Origin of the sequence: Parasedimentitalea denitrificans, assembly GCF_011813015.1 — a bacterium.
Classification (GTDB): Bacteria; Pseudomonadota; Alphaproteobacteria; order Rhodobacterales; family Rhodobacteraceae; genus Parasedimentitalea; species Parasedimentitalea denitrificans.
Genome location: NZ_QHLQ01000007.1, coordinates 1 through 18,081, shown reverse-complemented (window position 1 = coordinate 18,081; position 18,081 = coordinate 1). Strand labels below are relative to the sequence as shown.

Sequence of the window (18,081 nt, the reverse complement as noted above, 5' to 3'; positions counted from 1 at the left end):
TATGCGGACATCCTTTATCGCAAAGAACCCATCGGTGCTTGTTTTCTTGCTGGCACTGGCGAGTTTTACCATCATCGTGACTATCCTGTCCGAGGGGTTTGGCATCGGGGTGATTTCTACCAGCTTTATCAAGACGTTGGGTAAAACGCTCTGCCTGTGTCTGATTGCGGTCGCCATGGATCTGGTCTGGGGGTTTGCCGGAATTCTTAGCCTTGGGCATTTCGCCTTCTTTGGGCTGGGCGGCTACATGATCGGCATGTGGCTAATGTATGAACGCACCCGGCTGATCGTGACCGAGGCATTGATGCAAGGTCAGATTCCGCCAACTGGGAGTGAAGTGATCGACAGCATCGGAAGTCAGATCTTTGGGGTGGTTGGCAGCAATGAGTTTCCGCTGATCTGGACCTTTGCCGACAGTTTGGGCCTGCAATTGCTGCTGGTTGTTTTGCTGCCGGGAATTCTGGCGCTGGTCTTTGGCTGGCTTGCCTTTCGCAGCCGGGTCACTGGCGTCTACTTGTCGATCCTGACCCAAGCCATGACGTTGGCACTGGCGCTGTATCTGTTCCAGAACGACAGCGGCTTGCGTGGCAACAACGGCTTGTCCGGTTTGCAGAATTTGCCCGGCGTAGAGGCCCCACAATCCATTGTGTCGATGTGGTTCTTTCTCGCCTCTGCCATGGCATTGGGTTTGGGGTATTCATTGGCCGCATGGATAGTGTCGGGCAAGTTAGGCTCGGTCCTGCGTGGCATCCGCGACAATGAAACCCGCGTGCGGTTCCTTGGCTATTCGGTCGAAGGTTTTAAACTGGCTATCTTTACCCTGACGGCCTGCATCGCCGCCATTGCCGGGGCGCTGTATTATCCGCAGGCAGGTATCATCAATCCGGCTGAAATTGTGCCCATCGCATCAATCTATCTGGCAGTCTGGGTCGCCATCGGGGGCAGGGGGCGGCTGTATGGCGCTGTTATTGGCGCGGGTTTTGTCAGCCTGATTTCGACCTGGTTCACCGGTGGTCAGGCCCCCGATATTCCGCTGGGGTTCTACACCATTAGATGGGTCGACTGGTGGCTGGTGCTGCTGGGCCTGTCGTTTGTTGGGGTCACATTGTTTGCGCCCAAGGGCATCGGTGGGTTGTTTGACCTTCTGAAGAAAAAGGAGGGCAAGGCATGAGCACACTTCTTGAGGTATCCGGTGTTTCGGTCAGCTTTGACGGGTTTAAGGCCATCAACAATCTGTCGTTTCAGATTGCTGACGCCGAGTTGCGCGCGGTGATTGGTCCCAATGGGGCGGGCAAGACTACATTTATGGATATTGTCACTGGTAAGACCCGCCCGGACGAAGGGCGGGTGATCTGGGGTGAGAAATCAGTTTCGCTGCTGCGGATGAGTGAGGCCCAAATTGCGCGAGAGGGAATTGGCCGCAAATTTCAGAAGCCGACGGTGTTCGAGGGCCAGACGGTCCGCGAAAACTTTCTAATGGCATTGAAAAAGGATCGGGGTGTTCTGTCAGTTCTGCTCTTTCGGCCCAGCAAGGCGGACCATGAACAGGTCGATGCTCTGGCCGAAGAGGTTGGTTTGCTGGCTGAACTTGACCGCTTGGCCGGAGAACTAAGCCACGGCCAGAAACAATGGTTGGAAATCGGCATGTTGCTGGCGCAGGAACCGCGCCTGTTGCTGGTGGATGAACCCGCTGCCGGCATGACACCGGAAGAGCGCGAGCATACCTCTAAATTGCTGGTACAGGCCGCCAAAACCCGCGCGGTTGTTGTGGTGGAACATGATATGGAATTTGTCCGTCGCCTGAACTGCAAGGTTACTGTGCTGCACGAAGGTGGAGTTCTGGCCGAAGGGTCACTGGACCATGTAACCTCAAACTCTGCTGTCATTGACGTCTATCTGGGGCGATAACATGCTGAAAGTAAAAGACCTCACGCTCCATTATGGGCATTCGCAAATCTTGCACGACATCTCGATGGAGGCACGCGCTGGCGAAGTCACCTGTGTGATGGGGTGCAATGGCGTTGGTAAAACCAGCCTTATGAAAGCCATCACTGGAACCCATTTACGATCCGGTGGCCAGATGTGGTTGGACGGCCAGGAGTTGGGTATGGACTCGGCCCATGTTCTCGCCCGCGCTGGCATTGCCTCGGTGCCGCAGGGCAGGGACATCTTTCCCCTGTTGACGGTGCGCGAGAATCTGGAAACTGGATTTGCCTGTCTGCCGCGGGACCAGCACCATATTCCCGATCACATCTTCGACCTGTTCCCGGTTCTGCGCGACATGATCAACCGTCGCGGCGGCGATCTGTCCGGTGGCCAGCAACAGCAACTGGCCATTGGCCGCGCGTTGATTACCAAGCCCAAGCTGCTAATCCTTGATGAACCGACTGAGGGCATTCAGCCCAATATCATCCAGCAAATCGGCGAGGTCATCAAACTGCTGCGCGACCAGGGCGAGATGGCGATCATTTTAGTCGAGCAGTTCTTTGAATTTGCCTACGGGTTGGCGGATCAATGTGTGGTGCTGCGACGTGGCGAGGTCATACTTGAAGGGGCGAAGGAAACGCTTTCCCGGGAAGAGCTTTTGGACGGAGTTTCCGTTTGAGATTGTCATGAGGCAGAATTCAAATACTTGCCTCATGACTTAGGGGTTCAGCGGCTTACTCTTTGCGCGTTGTCATCAAAAAAGTGCAGATGCTCTGGTTTGAAGAGCAGGCCCACTGTTTGACCCACTTCCAGATCTGTATCCCCGCTGACCCGCACGGTAAGTTTTTCGGTGCCGCCGTAGTCCATGATCAAGAATGTATCCGCGCCGAGGTATTCTATGACTTCGACCTGGGCGTCACACTGTCCGGTGTTGGATGTTGTCAGTTGAATGTGTTCGGGGCGGATGCCGACATGCTTGGCCGACTGTGTGAATGGGTAGGAGGCACCACCGCCGACCGTTAGGTGATACTGTCCATCCGAGATTGAACAGGGCAGGATGTTCATTTTGGGGCTGCCGATGAATTGCGCCACAAACAGGTTGGCTGGGCTTTCATACAGTTCCCGCGGTGTTCCGACCTGTGCGATATGGCCATATTCCAGCACCACAATCCGATCCGCCAAAGTCATTGCCTCGACCTGATCATGGGTCACATAGATCATCGTGCGCTTTAGTTTCTGGTGCAGCTTGGCGATTTCATAGCGCATTTCCACCCGTAGGGCGGCGTCGAGGTTGGACAGGGGCTCATCAAACAAAAACGCGGTTGGGTCGCGTACGATGGAGCGGCCAATGGCCACCCGCTGTCGCTGTCCGCCCGACAGATCTTTGGGGCGGCGATCCAGAAAGTCGGTCAGCTTCAGAACTTGGGCGGCGTGTTCAACTCGCTCTTTGATTTCAGATTTGGGGGCACCTGCAACCTTGAGTGAGAAGCCCATGTTTTCAGCAACGGATAAATGTGGGTACAGGGCATAGGACTGGAATACCATGGTCAACCCACGCTTTGACGGCGGGTGGTCGGTGACGTCAGTGCCGTTGATCGCTATGGCCCCGCGCGACGTGTCTTCCAGCCCACCAATCATACGTAGCAGGGTTGATTTGCCACAGCCTGATGGACCAACAAAGACCACAAACTCGCCGTCCTGAATGTTCAGGTCGATACCTTTGATCACCTGAACATTGCCAAACCATTTTTCGACGGACTTTAGTGCGATGCTGCCCATTATTCCCCTCCTACCCAGGCCAACCATACTGCGGCAGTCCAGGTGAACGACTTACCCCCGGCGGGGCTGCCTGAGAGCGGGTCGAAATATTCCGCAAACCCGTGTTCAGAGATCAGCGCCCCTGTCTTGCGCGCAAGCTCGGCCGCTTCTGCGTGATGCCCTTGCTGCTCAAGCCCTAAGCCGATGAGCATGTTGACAACTGCCCAGGTTGGGCCACGCCAGTACCGGCGCGCGTCAAATGTGTCGCTATCCGGATCATTGCTGGGCACCGGGTATGGGACGGTTTCCAGCGTGTTGCGCAACCTGTCCATCATTTGGTCCGACTCGATGCCACCCAACCAGCATAAATAGGATGCGTTGGACAGGCATTCTGCCCATTCGCCACTCAACACATCACGAGAGTCAAAGGCGCCAAGATCGGTGTTCCACAAGGTGGCGGCTCCGGCTTCGAGGGTTTGAATGTCCTCGGCCAGGCCGATCGTGTCAAAGCCCAGTTCGGTCCCCATCGCCAAAAGATCCCTTGCTGCCCCCAATGTGGTGAAGGTCATAGTTGGATCCGCCACCCGGAATGGGCTCTGTTCACGTAGTGCGGCTTGATCCCAGTTTAGTTTGCGGCCCAGTTGAACCAATTTGATATATCGGTCGTAATCGAACTTTGTTGGTCGGTCGTCACTGTTTACGTGTGCAGTGTCGCGCCGGGTGTATTCCCCAACATCCGAGGCATTCATCCGGGCCATCGTGTTGTCCCAGTCGGGTGCATTATCGCGGCCAGTTTCCCAGGGATGGGTGGTACAGACAGCACCGCGATCCAGTCGCCATTGCATGATCCAGCGATGCCATGCCAGCATCTTGGGGTAGAGCACAACCATCCGTGATGCGCCTGCAACGGTGTCCTTTTCCCAAATCCGGCGGGCCATACTGGCGGCAATCGGGGGCTGAATAATCCCTGACGACGGGATCGGCCCACCACAGCCCCAAACATCGGGGCCGGGAAAATAACCGGAATCGGGTTGGTGGAACAGAATGTGCGGGACCATGCCATCTGCCCATTGCCCGGAAAACAGGGTCTCCAGTTCGACCCAAGCGCGATTGATATCGAACTCGGCAAAGCCCAATGCGGCAATCGCGCTGTCCCAGTTCCATTGGTAGGGGTACAGTCCCTTGGTCGGGATGGTATAGCTGCCCTTGTCATTCTGGGTCAGGATCTGCCGGGCTGCTTGGCCCAGGCTGTGTGTTGTCGTCATTTGGGTCATCCTTTGACAGATCCGGCTGTCAGGCCTTTGGTCATGAAACGTTCAAGTCCCAGGAACAGCGCCATGATTGGTACAGTAGCGATCACTGCCCCTGCCATCAGGTGTTGTCTGGGGATTTCGGAGGAGTTGAGCATCGACACACCGCGCGTCAGCGTGAACTTTGAGGGATCGTCCAACAGCATGAAGGCCAGCAGAAATTCATTCCAGGCTATCATGAAAACATAAAGCGAAACGGAGGCCATCGCGGGCAGGCTCAGCGGTAGAGTGATCTTCCAGATCACCGACAGTCGCGACAATCCATCCATCAGGCCTGCTTCTTCGACCTCGGTTGGCAGGCCTCGGAAATAGCCCTGCAGCATGTACAGCGCCACAGGCACAGTAGTGACCGGATAGATCATCACAATACCGAGGATCGAGTTGCGCAAACCTGTCATTGAGAAAGCGATGTAGATTGGCAGTGCCAATACGATCATTGGCACCATGTAGATCAGCAGGATAGAGCGTGAGAACGCCTTTTGCCCTCTGAACCGGAACCGTGCCACTGCATAGGCGCCGGGCACGCTGAACAACAAGGTGATGAAGACAGTCAGTACCGAGATGTAAAACGACGTCCATAGGTAGCCGCCAAAATTAAAATCGGAAAACAGCTCGGTATAGCTTCGGAACAGGTCCCAGCCGCGGCTCAGTTCGATCGAGAAATCCAGTGGGTTTTGCAGCAGTTCCTGTTGTGATTTCAGGCTGGTCATCACCATCACATAGAAAGGGATTACGACGATAGCGGTGAAGAAGATATAGCCGAACCCGGTGCAAAACCGGATCACAGCGGCTTCGAATTCATGCCGCGTGAGCGTCGCATAAGGCACATCAAACAGGATTGCCTGTAGTGACAGATGCAGAATTGCTGCAAAGGCTACCAGCGTAATCAGGCGCGAGGTCAAGGTGACCTCGGGGCCGATCAGAACGGGGCCGACTTCTGTCAGGCAAGCCAAGGCTCCCGCTGCACTGAGCGCCAGACGTATCAAACCATTTTGGACCGGGAAGCGAACATATGAGAAACCGATCAATGCCCCCCAGATCAAGCTGAACAGAACCTGTGGGCGGAACAAGGCGCCAGTTGCAAAGGACATCGTCACAGCTAGGGTCGACGCGATGACCACCAGCCATAGCGCGCCCAGGATCGGGCCGGTTACATAGCCATTGCGCATCACAGACCCTCCTCACGGCTGATGAAACGGAAGAAGACAAAGCTGAACAGAAGCAGGCACAGCAAGATTACCACTGCGACCGCAGCCCCGGCGCCGATGTTTGAAATGGCAAAGGCCTGTTCATAGACATTCACGGTCAGTGTGCGTGTTCCGGCATTGCCCCCTGTCAGTAGGAAAATGTCGTCGAATTTGTTGAAGGTCCAAATGAAGCGCAGCAAGAAGAGAACCGACAGGATGCCCAGCAACTGTGGGATGCTGAGTAGCCAGAATTTCTGAAACGGAGAGGCCCCGTCCATGTCAGCGGCTTCATACATGCTGGTATCAATGGATTGCATCCGAGCCAAAATGAATAGGAACGACAATGGAAAATAGCGCCAGATTTCAAACACCGTCACCATGATCAGGGCCAGTGGCCGTTCACCAAAGAAATTAATCGGCGATTGTGACAGGCCCATTTGAAGCAGCAATGCATTGGCCGATCCTGAGAACGGGTCAAATAAGGTGACCCATGTAAAGGCTACGGCAATGACCGGCGCAACATAGGGGAACAGATACAGCCCGCGAATAAACCCCTGACCGCGAAAGCTCTTGTTCAACAACAACGCAGCAAAAAGTCCCATGACCAATGCACCAAGTGTTCCAAAAACCGTGTAGAATAGGGTGATCCAAAGGACCGACCAAAATTCATCACTGTCAAACAGACGTGTGAAGTTTTCCGAGCTAAATTCGAAGCTTGTCAGCACACTTGGACCCGCCCCAGTCATGACCGGTTTGGAGCCTTCGGCCAACTCCTCCAACGCGGACTCATCGCTTGTTGCCAGGACCGGCAGCCGCAATTTTTCGCGATCGCCGCCGTTCATGTCGCCAAAATCACAAAACAGATTGCGATTAGTCAGGTAACAGTGGTCTGGCAGGTTTTCTTTCAGCGTCAGCCCCAAGGGCAGCGTATCGCTGAGGGTAACACCGGTGATAGCAAGTTCTTGGCTGGAATTTCGGACCCGATATTCAAGGCGTAAATTGTCGCCTTCGCCGCGTAGGCTTTCCCGCACGATTGGCGCAGGTGGCCGCAGATCGGTCAGTGTGAAGGGTTTGAAACTGATCCAGATGATCGCCAGCAATGGCAAGACAACAACCAGGGAAATACTGATCATTGTTGGTGCCAGCAGTGCCCAGGCCAGACGCGCTTCGCGTTTGGCTAAGGCTCCCGAGCCGGATGGTGGGTGTGCCGTAGACATAGAAAACCTCGGAAGGGGTATGACAGCGGCGGATTTGCCGCTGTCATGTCAGGTAGGGCTTAGTTGATTTTAGACAGTTCGTCGTTCATCGCTGCAACCGCCGCAGGGGCATCAATTTCGTCATCGATGTATTGGCGTACGACCCGGTTGATCGCTTGGCTGTTGATGATTTTCGACGCCAGTGACAACTGTCCCTCGGCAACGCCCCAACGTTTGGCCACGTCCAAGCCGCCGACGATTTCGTCGATCATGGATTGCTCATACAGCTCGCCCAGTGGAGCTTTACGGTCGACGCCAACGGGCAGTTTTGACCAGGCTTCGGTAAAGGCTGTTGGGTTGTCCGCAGTGCCGCGTCGAACCGGGAACTTGCCCTCGGGTGCAATCGACAATGTCTGGGTGTATCCGTCATCCATTGCAAATTTCACAAAGTCCATTGCGGCATCGGTGTCTGCATCAGATGTGATACCGAAATAACGAACATCTCCCCATGCTGCGCCATCCGGGTTTGACGGCCCCGAGAAGTTGGTCACGATACCCGTTTTCCCGGCGAGGGCTGCGGAAGTGGGATCATCGTTGATCGTTGGCGGAGCACTGTCACGAAGGCCAGCCAGTTCGTCTAGAATAAACGGAGACCAAATGATCATCGCGGCCTGACCCGAGAAATACAATTCGCGTGACTGCTTCCAGTAGAGTTCACCTGGAGGCGAGGCTTTGGCGATGGCCTTGTAAAAGTCGAGAACCTCGGTGGTGCTGGCTTCATCAAGTGCGTTCAAGCCGTTTTCATCAACCGGACTGACACCGTTGGCCAGGAACACATGTTCCAAAACCTGGCTCATGAAGTTTTCGTCCACCTTGGTTGCGGCAACAAAACCGTAGAGTTCTGGTGGGTTGTGCAACTTGGCCAGTGCGGCCTGCACATTGGCAAAGGAATCCGGAGCGGCCAGGCCGTGCTGTTCAAACAGATCTTTGCGGTAGACAACCATTTGGGTCCAGCCATCGACCGGAACAGAGGCTGTTTCACCTTTGAACGCAGCCATGGCAATGGCCCCCGGTGCAAATGTGTCGGTGCCCAGATCAGCAATCACTTCGCTGGCGGCTTCGGTGTCCAGAATGCCAGCTTCGGCCCAGGGGAGAGCATACTGCAGAGTGTGGTAGATCACATCGGGCAGGTCGCCAGCAGCGTAGGCGGCTGTGGCGCGGGTTCCCAGGTCGCTTTCGGTTACTGGGATGACTTCGACCGACGTGCCGGTTTCTGTTTTGAAGAGGTCAGCCATTTCTTGCTGTTTGGCCAGCCGCTCGGGCTGTTCTTCTGTTGTCCAGAACCGGATGCTATCCGCCTGTACTGACATGGCCGACAAGGCCAGTGCCAAGGATGTGCCAAGCATTAGCTTAGCTGTGTAGTGACGTATCATGTTTAGTCCTCCCCTAAAATGGATCACTGTTTTTGTATTTTCTCGGCTAGTTCGGTCGAGCTGAGCGCTGGCGGGCCATCGGAGTCCCGTTCGACCAGCTGAGCCTCTTGCAATTCGCGCAACTGGTCAGCCGGTTCCCCTCGGATCTGACGGACCAGCAAACTTGCCAGACGTTCCCCGGCCATTCGGGTGTCAACGTCATATGTCGTCAACGCTGGACGCACATACTGGCTTTCAGGCACCCCGTCGTAACCGATCACGGAAACGTCTTTGCCGACGGTCAGGCCCAATTCAGTTATGGCCTTGTAAGCACCCAATGCTGCCATATCGGTTGCATAGACAATTGCGGTTGGCGGTTGGTCCAATTGCAACAACACACGGGTTTCGGTAGTCCCTTCGTCGCGCGTTCTGGCGCCCTCTCTTAACAGATCTGGATCTGGTTGAAGTTTGGTGGCGTGCAAACCTTGGGTAAAACCTTCGCGGCGCAAGTGGCTGTAGTTGAATTCAGGATCGCTGCCGACGTAGCCGATGCGTTGATGTCCTAAGCTAACCAGTCGTACAACGGCGTTCTGCATAGCTGTTTCGCCGGAGATATCGAACCAAGAGGCGTCTTTTTCGATCTTTTTCTGTCCATGATCCGTGCGCCCAAACATGATGTAGGGCACACCAAGCCGGCGCAGTAACCGGACACGGGGATCCGTGACCTTGGTCCGTGGCAGAATGAAACCATCGGCTTTGCGTTCTTCGATAAGCCGGGTCAGCACAGTGTCCATATCTTGATCAGATTTGGCTGTTGAAATGGTCACCGTCCAGCCAAAGTCACTGGCCGCTTCGCAGGCTCCGGCAAGGAACTCTTGCAGGAAGGGATTGTGCTTGTCCGGTTCGTCATTTTGAAGAACCAGCGCTATGGCCCGAACCCGACCTGTACGAATGGCCTGGGCGTGACTGAGTGGCCGATACCCCAATTTCTGCGCAGTTCGCTCAACACGCTTGCGGGTTGATTCAGAAATATCTGAATAGCCGTTCAGGGCACGCGACACTGTGCTTTTCGACATACACAGGTGGCTTGCCAGGTCATTGATTGTGACCCTCCCCCCAATCTTTGGAGAAGAAGAAACCTGGCCTTTGACCAAAGTGATTCGATTCGTGTTCATACGGCGATGATTTGTTCCGAAACCGGTTTCGGCAATGGGCGACTATCTTTTTTTCATTCCGCAACGCCACAGAGGCTTCACCAACGTTTCTTGAACCGTTGCGGCCTGATTTTTCTGACGCCTCATGGTATCCATTTTGCAAACACAGATCTGTTGCTGCCACTTAGGTCTAAAGTGAGGCTGGCACCCTCGGGAGGAGGAGAAGGTGCCAGCCCCAAGCGATGACGGCTTCTGGGAGGAAGAACCGTCAAGGTAGATGTCAGGTAAACTCTGGGAGGAGAGAGGCCTGGCACCTCTCGATCCCGCTCTTATAGACGGGCGTCGATTTCGGAGAGAATCAGCTCCGTATTGTGTCTGATCCTGGTTTCATAGTCCGTCGTACTCATACGTAATCAGGTATGCTGCACGTTGCCCGATGTCACTTCTCTTTAGGTCTATTTGTTTTAGTTGTTCATCTGTGAGGCGGCTCAACGCGGCCTGCATTCTAGCAATTTTTAGCCTGAGCATGCACTGCGCCACAGTTTTACGCACATTGGATGCCCCCTTTCCGAGTGATGTCCATAGTTCGGAAAATACGTCCTGTATTAACAGATAGGGTGCCGAACTAACGTAGCTGCTTTCTCTATACTTCATTTGCCCGACCTTTTTGTGATGCCTCAAGCGCAAGTTGGCGAATGTGCGATCGGGAAATCCCAAGGTCGGCCAAGTCTCGGTTGGTGAGGTTGTTGAGTTCCCAAACGGTAGCTCGGTAAATGCGTCGTCGTTCGTTTGCCTGCTGAGCTACAAGCAGAAAGCGCTTAAAGCCTGAGCGGAGATCATCCAGAACGGCTTGCAAATGTGCATTGTTACTAGAAATTGCCATTGGCATCATGCGTTTTCCTTTTTGTCGCTGCATTGCAGTATTTATGCTGCAGTGCAGAGGTAGCGCAAACATACCCCGTCTCCAATCCGGTAAATTTGCATAGGGGGGGTGCCAAGCAGGAAAGGGTACGACGCATGATGGATGCATCCGCACAGATGTTGGTTTTTGTGAAAGTCGTTGAAATGGGAAGCATTTCGGCGGCGTCCAGAGCGAGCGGACAAACGCCATCTGCTGTGAGCAAACAGATCGGACATTTAGAGGACCGTGTCGGACGTCGGCTTTTACATCGCACAAAAGCTGGTGTGTCCGTGACAGAGGATGGCCGAGAGTATTATGAAAAGTGCCGATCAATGGCCGATAGGTTTCTGGAGGCTGAGGATCATTTCTCCGCGTTCAATAGTCGGCCTATGGGCACGATCCGTGTTGCTTCAAGCGTGGTTTTTGGCAAGTCCCAACTGATCAGTGTTTTGCCGGATTTTCTGGATCTTTACCGCGAAATAACGGTGTCGTTGGAGCTGACCGACCGGCAGGTTGACCTTGAAGAAGAGGGCTTTGATGTTGCTATAAACTTTGCGGAGCAACTGACCAACCCAAATGTCATTGCGAAGAAAATCATGAAGAACGAACGTATTCTGTGTGCATCACCGGGATTCATCGAACGTCATGGCAGCCCAAAATCCTTTAGCGACTTGTCGAAATTCAATTGTCTACGCATGTCTAATGTTATTGGCAGGAATGCTTGGCATGCCAAGTTGGGCGGTGTCAGCCACACGGTTGATGCGACTGGTAACTTTGTGGGTAACAGCGCCGACGCTGTATACAAAGCTGCGCTGGCTGGCTTGGGAATCGCGCGATTGTCCAACTATTTGGTGGCTGAAAGAATTGCCGCAGGTGATCTCGTCAGGCTCATACCTGAATACACCCAAACAAACGCGGATATTGCTGTAATTTTCGCCAACAAACGCAACCTTGCCCCTAAAATACGGGTGTTCGTGGATTTTTTGGCAGATCGGTTTCATAGTCATTAATGCCCTCAACAAAGCTACTCCTTATCCCTGGATCGCCGGAATTTGGAATTTTTCGCGCCTGAATGATGAATGGCTGGTCGCGCCATTTGAGCATGTCTGACGTCAGCGCTTATGGGTTCAAATAGCGGTATTTGATAAGATAGAGTTCTTGGCTCATCGTAACCACTGAGGAGTGGACGATGAGAAAGACAACAGGAATACGCAAAAGCCCTAGCGAGAAGATCGTCAAAGATATCAAACGGGCGACCCGCAAGCACTATTCCTCAGAAAAATCTGATTTGTTTGGGCAACCATGGATGCTGACCGAAGCTGGGAAGCTTAGGCCCATAAGTCCTCATGCAGAAATCTGCAACTGAGGCAGTAGCGTTCTGCCAGCCATCCAGACCGCCAAGCAGGACATGGCTAGTAGGCTTCATTTAGTTCACGCCAAGGGGGGCACTACAATGCGCTGTCCATAACTGCGCTAAGGCGGCGAACGAATTCCGCAGGATCAGAAGGTGCCTCGCCGTCGGAGATCCGAGCCTGATCCAGCAACAAATGCGCCGCATCTTGTAGCAACGTATCTGACGCAACCGCGTCGCCTTTTGCACGTTCGGCCAACTTTTTCACAACTCTGTGGTCTGGGTTTAGTTCCAGAACCCGCGGCATGCCTTCCATCAACTGGCCATGTTGCTTCAGCAGCCGTTCCAGATTGACGTCCATGTCGCCATCGTCTGCGATCAAGCACACCGGGCTATCGGTTAACCGCTTGGACGGGCGCACATCTTTGACCAAATCTCCAAGTTCCAGCTTTACCGCTGCAATAAGATTATCAAGTTCAGGTGTCTCTGCATCATCCTTGTCATCAGCTGCATCTGCATCACTACTGATTTTGTCCAGATCAGTTGCCCCGCGAGTAACAGACTTGAACGTCTTGCCTTCAAATTCAGTGATGTGTTGAAGCCAGAACTCATCGACATGGTCTGCCAACAACAGGACTTCCACGCCTTTGGCTTTAAAACCCTCCAAGTGCGGTGACTGCGATATTTTTTTCGCATCATCACCTGCAATATAGTAAATCGCGTCCTGGCCCTCTTTGCAGCGTCCAACGTAGTCCGCAAGGCTGGTCAGCTCTTCATTGTGAGTTGAAGAGAAACGACAAATTTCAAGCAACCGATCCCGCAAGGCCGGATCTTCGATCAAGCCTTCCTTTACGACCGCGCCGAAATTCCCCCAAAAGTTCGCATATTCTTCCGGGGCCTTATTGGCTTTCTTCTTAAGTGCTCCGATCACTTTCTTGCTGAGAGCTGTTTTGATCTTCGCCAGCGTCGGGTCCGATTGAAGCATCTCGCGGGATACATTCAGCGAGAGGTCTTGTGAGTCGACGACACCCCGAAGGAACCTCAGATTTGCAGGCACAAGATCCTTGGTGTTTTCCGAGATAAACACCCGATTCACATAAAGCTTCACATGGCTTTTGCGTTCAGCATCGTACAGATCCATTGGGGCGGTCGTGGGCACATACAGAAGGCTCGTGTGGCTCACCGCGCCTTCGACATGGCTATGCAGAGTAAGCCAAGGCTTATCAAAGGCATGCGAAGTATGATGGTAGAACTCTGTGTGCTGCTCTTCGGTCACATCCTTTGGGGCACGGGTCCAAATGGCAGAGGCCGAATTTAGAGCTTCGCCACCCAGCGTCACCGGAAAGCTAATGTGATCAGAATAGGTCTTGATAATATGGCGAACGCGGACCTCTTCGAGGAACTCTTTCGCGTCCTTCTTCAGGTGTAGCACCACAGTTGTACCGCATGCGACCCTATCACCGGGCTCAATGGTAAATTCGCCTTTGCCATCCGATGACCACTGCCAGCTTGTGTCTTCGCCTGCTTTTCGCGTCAAAACATCAACTTTGTCGGCAACCATGAATGCGGAATAGAAGCCAACCCCAAAGTGGCCAATAAGCCCCATTTCGCCCTTTTCGCCATCCTTCAAGGCGTTGAGAAACGCCCCAGTCCCTGACTTCGCGATGGTCCCAAGCGTTTCAAGCAAGTCATCGTGGTTCATCCCAATCCCATTGTCCGAAACGGACAGGGTTTTGGCTTTCTCATCGATCTCAAGAGAAACAGAAAATTGATCAGATCCGCCGGTGAGTGTGGGATCTGTAAGCGCCTCATAGCGCAGCTTATCACAAGCATCAGACGCGTTTGACACCAGCTCTCTTAGGAAGATCTCGCGGTTCGAATAAAGAGATCCGGCGACAATATCGAGTAACTGACCCACCTCAGTTTGAAAGGAAAATGTCTCTTTAACGCCGGTATCAGTCACAGATGCAGCCCCTGGATTTCTTGCGGAATGTGGTCGAATTCCTGCGCAATTTAGGGAAGAGATACGGGTGTTTCAACCTCAGGATTTCGACATCCTTCAACACGCACCGGCGCCGACAAACTAAAGATCACGAAAATCAAAATCCGAAATCTGGAAGGGGATATCTGACGATTTACGCTGTACCGCCCTCTTTGCTTTTGGCGTGATTATCATATCGGCACCCCGGTGTTGCCTTTAACACAACCCCCAAAAGGGGAACCACTCATGGAAATAGTTATCAATGGCGATATGATTGCGGTGCCCGACGATTTACAAAATGTGACATTGCTCGATTTCCTTCGTGATTTTGTCATGCTGACAGGCACCAAGTTTGGATGTGGAATTGGGCTGTGTGGCGCTTGCACCGTGCATCTTGATGGTGTCGCAGCGCGATCCTGCCAAACCTACGTTTCGGATGTTATCGGCGTAGAGGTCACAACCATCGAAGGTCTGGACCAAACCAGCTCTGGCGAAGGTTTGCATCCGGTTCAGCAGGCCTGGATCGCAGAAGGTGTGCCCCAATGTGGCTATTGCCAGGCGGGACAGATCATGACTGCATCAGCCCTGCTACACCGTAATCCAGCCCCGACAGCAGCAGAGATCCGTGAAGAAATGAACGGCAACCTCTGCCGCTGTGGCACCTATGACCGCATTCGGCAGGCCATTACCCGCGTTGCGCAGGAGGCTTGATCATGGAGTCTTCGACAAAAATGAAGTCCATCAGCCGCCGACGTTTCTTGAAAAAGACCGGCTGGGTAGCCGCTGGGATAACGGTGGCTAGTTTTGGCGCGGTTCCTGTGGTGCGCGACAAGATACCTGCCTTGCCAACCTTTGGTGCCCCTAACGACAAGGATGGACTGACATGGATTCAAATATTGGTCGACGGGCGTGTCCGGTTTTATTGCCCCCGAATGGAAATGGGGCAAGGCGCTGCTTTGGGGTTAACACAGGTCGTGGCCGAAGAGCTGAATATTGAGCAGACTGACATTGAATGCATATTACCCGACACGAACCAGACACCGCCGTTTCAGATGACTGTTGGCAGCCAGAGCATTGCTAATTTCTTTGATCCTGTATCATGGGCTGCGGCGCAACTGCGTGAGGCCCTAAGGGCCGTGGCTGCAGAGAAAACTGGCCTGAGTACGGAACAGATTTTGGACGGGCGCTCGGGTTTTAAGTTACCAGACGGTACGACGATTGGGTACGCGGCCTTGGTGCCCGCTGCGGACTTTATCATTGCTGACAACCGGCTGATAGAAAATGATAAGTTGAAGCGCTACGCCCTTCGGCCAACAACGGATCACCAAACGATCGGGCAAAGCTGGTTGCACCATGATCTGACCGCAATTGTCACAGGTCAGATGGCCTACGCACGGGACATATCCTTACCTGACATGGCATTTGGCGCAGTTGTACAGCCGCCCAGTTTTGGCGCGCGGTTTGTGGCGGCTAACAGCACCGGAGCGACGGCAATACCGGGCGTCCTTGGAGTGGAAATCGACGAGGCTGCTGGCTTTGTCGGGGTGGTCGCCAGCACACCGTTTATCCTTTCCGAGGCTCTGGAGGTCTTAGATGTCGAATGGCAGACCGGTCCTGATTTGGGTCAGGAACAGATTGACGCCCTTCTTGATGTAGAGAGGCTGCGGGCAGAAGATGATTTCACCCATACGTTGGACCAATCCGGTGACCTTGAGGTCGGGCAACAATCTGCACTGCATCGCTCTTCGGGACGCTATGATACGCCGTTTGCAGCCCATGCAGCAATAGAACCACGCTCCGGCCTAGCCTGGGTTAGAGCGGACAAGGTCGAAGTTTGGTGTGGGACCCAAGATCCGTTTTTTGTGCAGAAAAGAGTGGCGAAAATCCTCGACCGCGAGGCAGAGGACGTCGTGGTACATACCCATCGTATTGGCGGCGGTTTTGGTGGACGGGTGATGTGTCAGGCTTCCGAAGCTGCGGCGCGCTTGTCTGCAAAATTCAACCTGCCGGTCCGGGTACAGTGGGACCGCGCGGCCGAGTTTCAAAACAACTACTTTCAGCCCGGATTTTCGCACTTCATCGATGCGGGTGTCAGTGAGGACGGTTTCATAACCCATTGGGACCATGATGTTGTATCGTCTTCCATTCTTACCGGCTTGGCGCCCGGTTTGATTGGTAAGGCAATTGATCTGGCAACCCCTGATCAAGGCACAACACGCGGGATCCGCCCCCCATATGAGATGGCAAACAAGCGCATACGCCACTCAGCCATTCGCACTCCGGTTCCTATCAATGCTTGGCGTGGCCTTGGCGCCGCTCCAAATGCCTTTGCAATCGAGTCTATGATGGATGAGCTGGCCTTCAAGTCTGGCATCGACCCATTGCAGTTTCGGTTGAAAAACCTACCTGCAAGCAGCGCCCGTCTGGCCGAAGTAGTGCGCAAGGTCGGCGACATCTCGAACTGGGGGCAAGCTAGAATTGAAGACACTGGGCGTGGGTTGGCTTGTGCGGTCTATAAGGATGAAACCGCCGTCGCTGTTGTCGCGGACCTAACGATCGACCATGCAGCTAAAACTTTGAGGGTAACCAAGGTGTGGTGCGCACAGGATTGCGGATTGGTGCTTAATCCCCATCAGGTCGAAAGCCAGATAATGGGAAATGTCACTTGGGGCTGCAGTATGACGTTGAACGAACAGATTACGTTTGCAGAAGGTCGGGTGGAGCAAGACAACTTCCATTCATACGAACCACTCCGACATGGGTCCTCCCCAGAGGTCCATGTGGCGTTACTTGCCCCTCCGGGTACACCGCCAGCTCCAGTTGGTGAATCTGCGCTTCCCCCGGTGCCTGCGGCTATTGCAAACGCTGTGTTTGCAGCAACCGGGCATCGCTGCCGCCGCCTACCGATAAGATACGAGGATATTTTTGCGGAGACAGGCTAGGCCTATCTGTTTAAATCATGATGGCACAAGGATACCAAATAGCTGTGGAGAATTTTCGATCCGTGAATTTGCCAAAGCAAGCCTGATTGAGCTGATTGCTGTCTATATGCAAAAACACAATCCGGGGCTGCTGTCTGTGTCTACGGATGGCATCGACGCATTGCGCCAAGCGCAGGCCCCGGCGGGAGCCAAACGTGACATGCTCCAGATGGTTGCGCGTGAATGCGGGCCCAAGGCACTGCTTTCTATTGGGCAGGAGATTAATCAGGTCACCTATGACCCGGTTTGGCGCAGTGCGCTTTGCTCTGAAACTCCAGCTGTCTTATTTGACAAATGGCGTCGGTTCGAGGTGTTTGCTCACTCGAGCAATCGAATGGAAATAGATCTCGTCACGGAGAATAGCGCACGTTTCAGACGGCGTGCAACAAGTGACACCGCCCCGACAACGCCAGAAAATTTACTGATCTGCGGCCTGATTATTGGTCTTCTAGAGGGCATTGGCTGCCGCAATCTCTGGTGTGATATGGCCTCGCAATTGGGCGGATCAGTCCGCATTCGCCAACAATGCGCGTTCTGTCTGCCCGAAGACCCGAGAGAGCTTTTGACCAGCAGCTGGACCATCGGATGGCAGGCGCATTCTATCTCCCAAGCCATTAACCCGCCAGAGAACAGCCCGCCGCAAGTGGATTTACCTCCCGTCGAAGATCTCTCTTTGGCAATACTATTAGAGACAATAACGGATCTGATGATGCTTGATATTGCTCGGCAGTGGAAAACCTACGAACTGGCCAGTGCGTTAGGCCTGTCAACACGGACACTGCAACGTAGATTGGCTCAGGCAGGGCTTAGTTTTTCTCAGTTGGTACGGCTTTGTTGCACAAATCGGTTAATGGGATTCACTGTATGAATCCAGCGTGATAGTTGGGGTTCATGAGCAGGTGGACACCGACGACTTACAAGACC

The 18,081-nt window shown here is 53.7% G+C and carries 16 protein-coding genes; 8 read left to right on the top strand and 8 right to left on the bottom strand.

What is annotated here, in order from left to right; genetic code table 11:
- The first annotated feature begins 1 nt into the window (after position 1).
- The 3 genes from urtC to urtE are packed head-to-tail and all read left to right on the top strand — an operon-like array spanning position 2 to position 2,605.
- Complete coding sequence (urtC, locus tag DL239_RS08890; protein WP_158981759.1) at positions 2–1,171, top strand: urea ABC transporter permease subunit UrtC; 1,170 nt, start codon at positions 2–4, stop codon at positions 1,169–1,171.
- Complete coding sequence (urtD, locus tag DL239_RS08885; RefSeq protein ID WP_167683660.1) at positions 1,168–1,908, top strand: urea ABC transporter ATP-binding protein UrtD; 741 nt, start codon at positions 1,168–1,170, stop codon at positions 1,906–1,908. The genes urtC and urtD overlap by 4 nt, the downstream gene beginning before the upstream one ends.
- 1 nt (position 1,909) lies before the next feature.
- The gene (gene urtE / locus DL239_RS08880) at positions 1,910–2,605 is read left to right on the top strand and encodes an urea ABC transporter ATP-binding subunit UrtE (RefSeq protein ID WP_167683659.1); all 696 of its coding nucleotides are present in this window, start codon (positions 1,910–1,912) and stop codon (positions 2,603–2,605) included.
- 47 nt (positions 2,606–2,652) lie between these two features.
- Here urtE and DL239_RS08875 read toward each other — a convergent pair whose 3' ends face one another.
- The 7 genes from DL239_RS08875 to DL239_RS08845 all read right to left on the bottom strand — a co-directional run bounded on the left by DL239_RS08875 (position 2,653) and on the right by DL239_RS08845 (position 10,898).
- Positions 2,653–3,705 (bottom strand): ABC transporter ATP-binding protein, encoded by a 1,053-nt coding sequence (locus DL239_RS08875; RefSeq protein WP_167683658.1) that lies wholly within the window; start codon positions 3,703–3,705, stop codon positions 2,653–2,655.
- Positions 3,705–4,949, bottom strand: a complete 1,245-nt coding sequence (locus DL239_RS08870; RefSeq protein WP_158981763.1) for an MGH1-like glycoside hydrolase domain-containing protein — start codon at positions 4,947–4,949, stop codon at positions 3,705–3,707. Before DL239_RS08870 ends, DL239_RS08875 begins: the two co-directional genes overlap by 1 nt.
- Positions 4,950–4,954: 5 nt before the next feature.
- Positions 4,955–6,163 (bottom strand): carbohydrate ABC transporter permease, encoded by a 1,209-nt coding sequence (locus DL239_RS08865; RefSeq protein ID WP_158981764.1) that lies wholly within the window; start codon positions 6,161–6,163, stop codon positions 4,955–4,957.
- Positions 6,163–7,398: a carbohydrate ABC transporter permease gene (locus DL239_RS08860; RefSeq protein ID WP_158981765.1), complete on the bottom strand. Its 1,236-nt coding sequence runs from the start codon at positions 7,396–7,398 to the stop codon at positions 6,163–6,165. Before DL239_RS08860 ends, DL239_RS08865 begins: the two co-directional genes overlap by 1 nt.
- Positions 7,399–7,457: 59 nt before the next feature.
- Positions 7,458–8,810, bottom strand: a complete 1,353-nt coding sequence (locus DL239_RS08855) for an ABC transporter substrate-binding protein (protein ID WP_206188403.1) — start codon at positions 8,808–8,810, stop codon at positions 7,458–7,460.
- 23 nt (positions 8,811–8,833) lie between these two features.
- Positions 8,834–9,964, bottom strand: a complete 1,131-nt coding sequence (locus tag DL239_RS08850) for a LacI family DNA-binding transcriptional regulator (RefSeq protein WP_158981766.1) — start codon at positions 9,962–9,964, stop codon at positions 8,834–8,836.
- Between the two features lie 622 nt (positions 9,965–10,586).
- A complete protein-coding gene (locus DL239_RS08845; RefSeq protein WP_240931817.1) occupies positions 10,587–10,898 on the bottom strand; it encodes a DUF1127 domain-containing protein in 312 nt (103 codons plus the stop codon).
- A gap of 62 nt (positions 10,899–10,960) precedes the next feature.
- Here DL239_RS08845 and DL239_RS08840 point away from each other — a divergent pair, with 62 nt between their 5' ends.
- Both DL239_RS08840 and DL239_RS08835 read left to right on the top strand, forming a co-directional pair.
- Entirely contained in the window at positions 10,961–11,854 is an 894-nt protein-coding gene (locus DL239_RS08840) for a LysR family transcriptional regulator (RefSeq protein WP_240931816.1), read from the top strand.
- 179 nt (positions 11,855–12,033) lie between these two features.
- Entirely contained in the window at positions 12,034–12,210 is a 177-nt protein-coding gene (locus tag DL239_RS08835) for a hypothetical protein (protein WP_167683654.1), read from the top strand.
- Between the two features lie 82 nt (positions 12,211–12,292).
- On the opposite strand, the gene htpG is transcribed toward DL239_RS08835, so the two are convergent.
- On the bottom strand, positions 12,293–14,158 hold the full coding sequence (gene htpG, locus DL239_RS08830; RefSeq protein ID WP_167683657.1) for a molecular chaperone HtpG: 1,866 nt from the start codon (positions 14,156–14,158) through the stop codon (positions 12,293–12,295).
- A gap of 264 nt (positions 14,159–14,422) precedes the next feature.
- Here htpG and DL239_RS08825 point away from each other — a divergent pair, with 264 nt between their 5' ends.
- The 3 genes from DL239_RS08825 (at position 14,423) to DL239_RS08815 (ending at position 18,025) form a co-directional block, all read left to right on the top strand.
- Positions 14,423–14,887 carry a (2Fe-2S)-binding protein gene (locus DL239_RS08825; RefSeq protein WP_167683656.1) on the top strand — a complete coding sequence of 155 codons (465 nt, stop codon included), beginning with the start codon at positions 14,423–14,425 and terminating at the stop codon, positions 14,885–14,887.
- A 2-nt stretch (positions 14,888–14,889) separates the two neighbouring features.
- The gene (locus DL239_RS08820; protein ID WP_167683655.1) at positions 14,890–17,118 is read left to right on the top strand and encodes a xanthine dehydrogenase family protein molybdopterin-binding subunit; all 2,229 of its coding nucleotides are present in this window, start codon (positions 14,890–14,892) and stop codon (positions 17,116–17,118) included.
- A 106-nt stretch (positions 17,119–17,224) separates the two neighbouring features.
- Positions 17,225–18,025 carry a helix-turn-helix domain-containing protein gene (locus DL239_RS08815; protein ID WP_167683653.1) on the top strand — a complete coding sequence of 267 codons (801 nt, stop codon included), beginning with the start codon at positions 17,225–17,227 and terminating at the stop codon, positions 18,023–18,025.
- Positions 18,026–18,081 lie beyond the last annotated feature (56 nt).

Bases quoted from the DNA above. Each gene is read 5' to 3' on its own strand.
- DL239_RS08815 (WP_167683653.1), top strand. From the start codon at position 17,225: ATGCAAAAACACAATCCGGGGCTGCTGTCTGTGTCTACGGATGGCATC.
- DL239_RS08875 (WP_167683658.1), bottom strand. From the start codon at position 3,705: ATGGGCAGCATCGCACTAAAGTCCGTCGAAAAATGGTTTGGCAATGTT.
- DL239_RS08855 (WP_206188403.1), bottom strand. From the start codon at position 8,810: ATGATACGTCACTACACAGCTAAGCTAATGCTTGGCACATCCTTGGCA.
- DL239_RS08850 (WP_158981766.1), bottom strand. From the start codon at position 9,964: ATGAACACGAATCGAATCACTTTGGTCAAAGGCCAGGTTTCTTCTTCT.
- DL239_RS08865 (WP_158981764.1), bottom strand. From the start codon at position 6,163: ATGCGCAATGGCTATGTAACCGGCCCGATCCTGGGCGCGCTATGGCTG.
- DL239_RS08820 (WP_167683655.1), top strand. From the start codon at position 14,890: ATGGAGTCTTCGACAAAAATGAAGTCCATCAGCCGCCGACGTTTCTTG.
- DL239_RS08845 (WP_240931817.1), bottom strand. From the start codon at position 10,898: ATGTTTGCGCTACCTCTGCACTGCAGCATAAATACTGCAATGCAGCGA.
- urtC (WP_158981759.1), top strand. From the start codon at position 2: ATGCGGACATCCTTTATCGCAAAGAACCCATCGGTGCTTGTTTTCTTG.
- DL239_RS08870 (WP_158981763.1), bottom strand. From the start codon at position 4,949: ATGACGACAACACACAGCCTGGGCCAAGCAGCCCGGCAGATCCTGACC.
- urtD (WP_167683660.1), top strand. From the start codon at position 1,168: ATGAGCACACTTCTTGAGGTATCCGGTGTTTCGGTCAGCTTTGACGGG.
- urtE (WP_167683659.1), top strand. From the start codon at position 1,910: ATGCTGAAAGTAAAAGACCTCACGCTCCATTATGGGCATTCGCAAATC.
- DL239_RS08835 (WP_167683654.1), top strand. From the start codon at position 12,034: ATGAGAAAGACAACAGGAATACGCAAAAGCCCTAGCGAGAAGATCGTC.
- DL239_RS08860 (WP_158981765.1), bottom strand. From the start codon at position 7,398: ATGTCTACGGCACACCCACCATCCGGCTCGGGAGCCTTAGCCAAACGC.
- DL239_RS08840 (WP_240931816.1), top strand. From the start codon at position 10,961: ATGATGGATGCATCCGCACAGATGTTGGTTTTTGTGAAAGTCGTTGAA.
- DL239_RS08825 (WP_167683656.1), top strand. From the start codon at position 14,423: ATGGAAATAGTTATCAATGGCGATATGATTGCGGTGCCCGACGATTTA.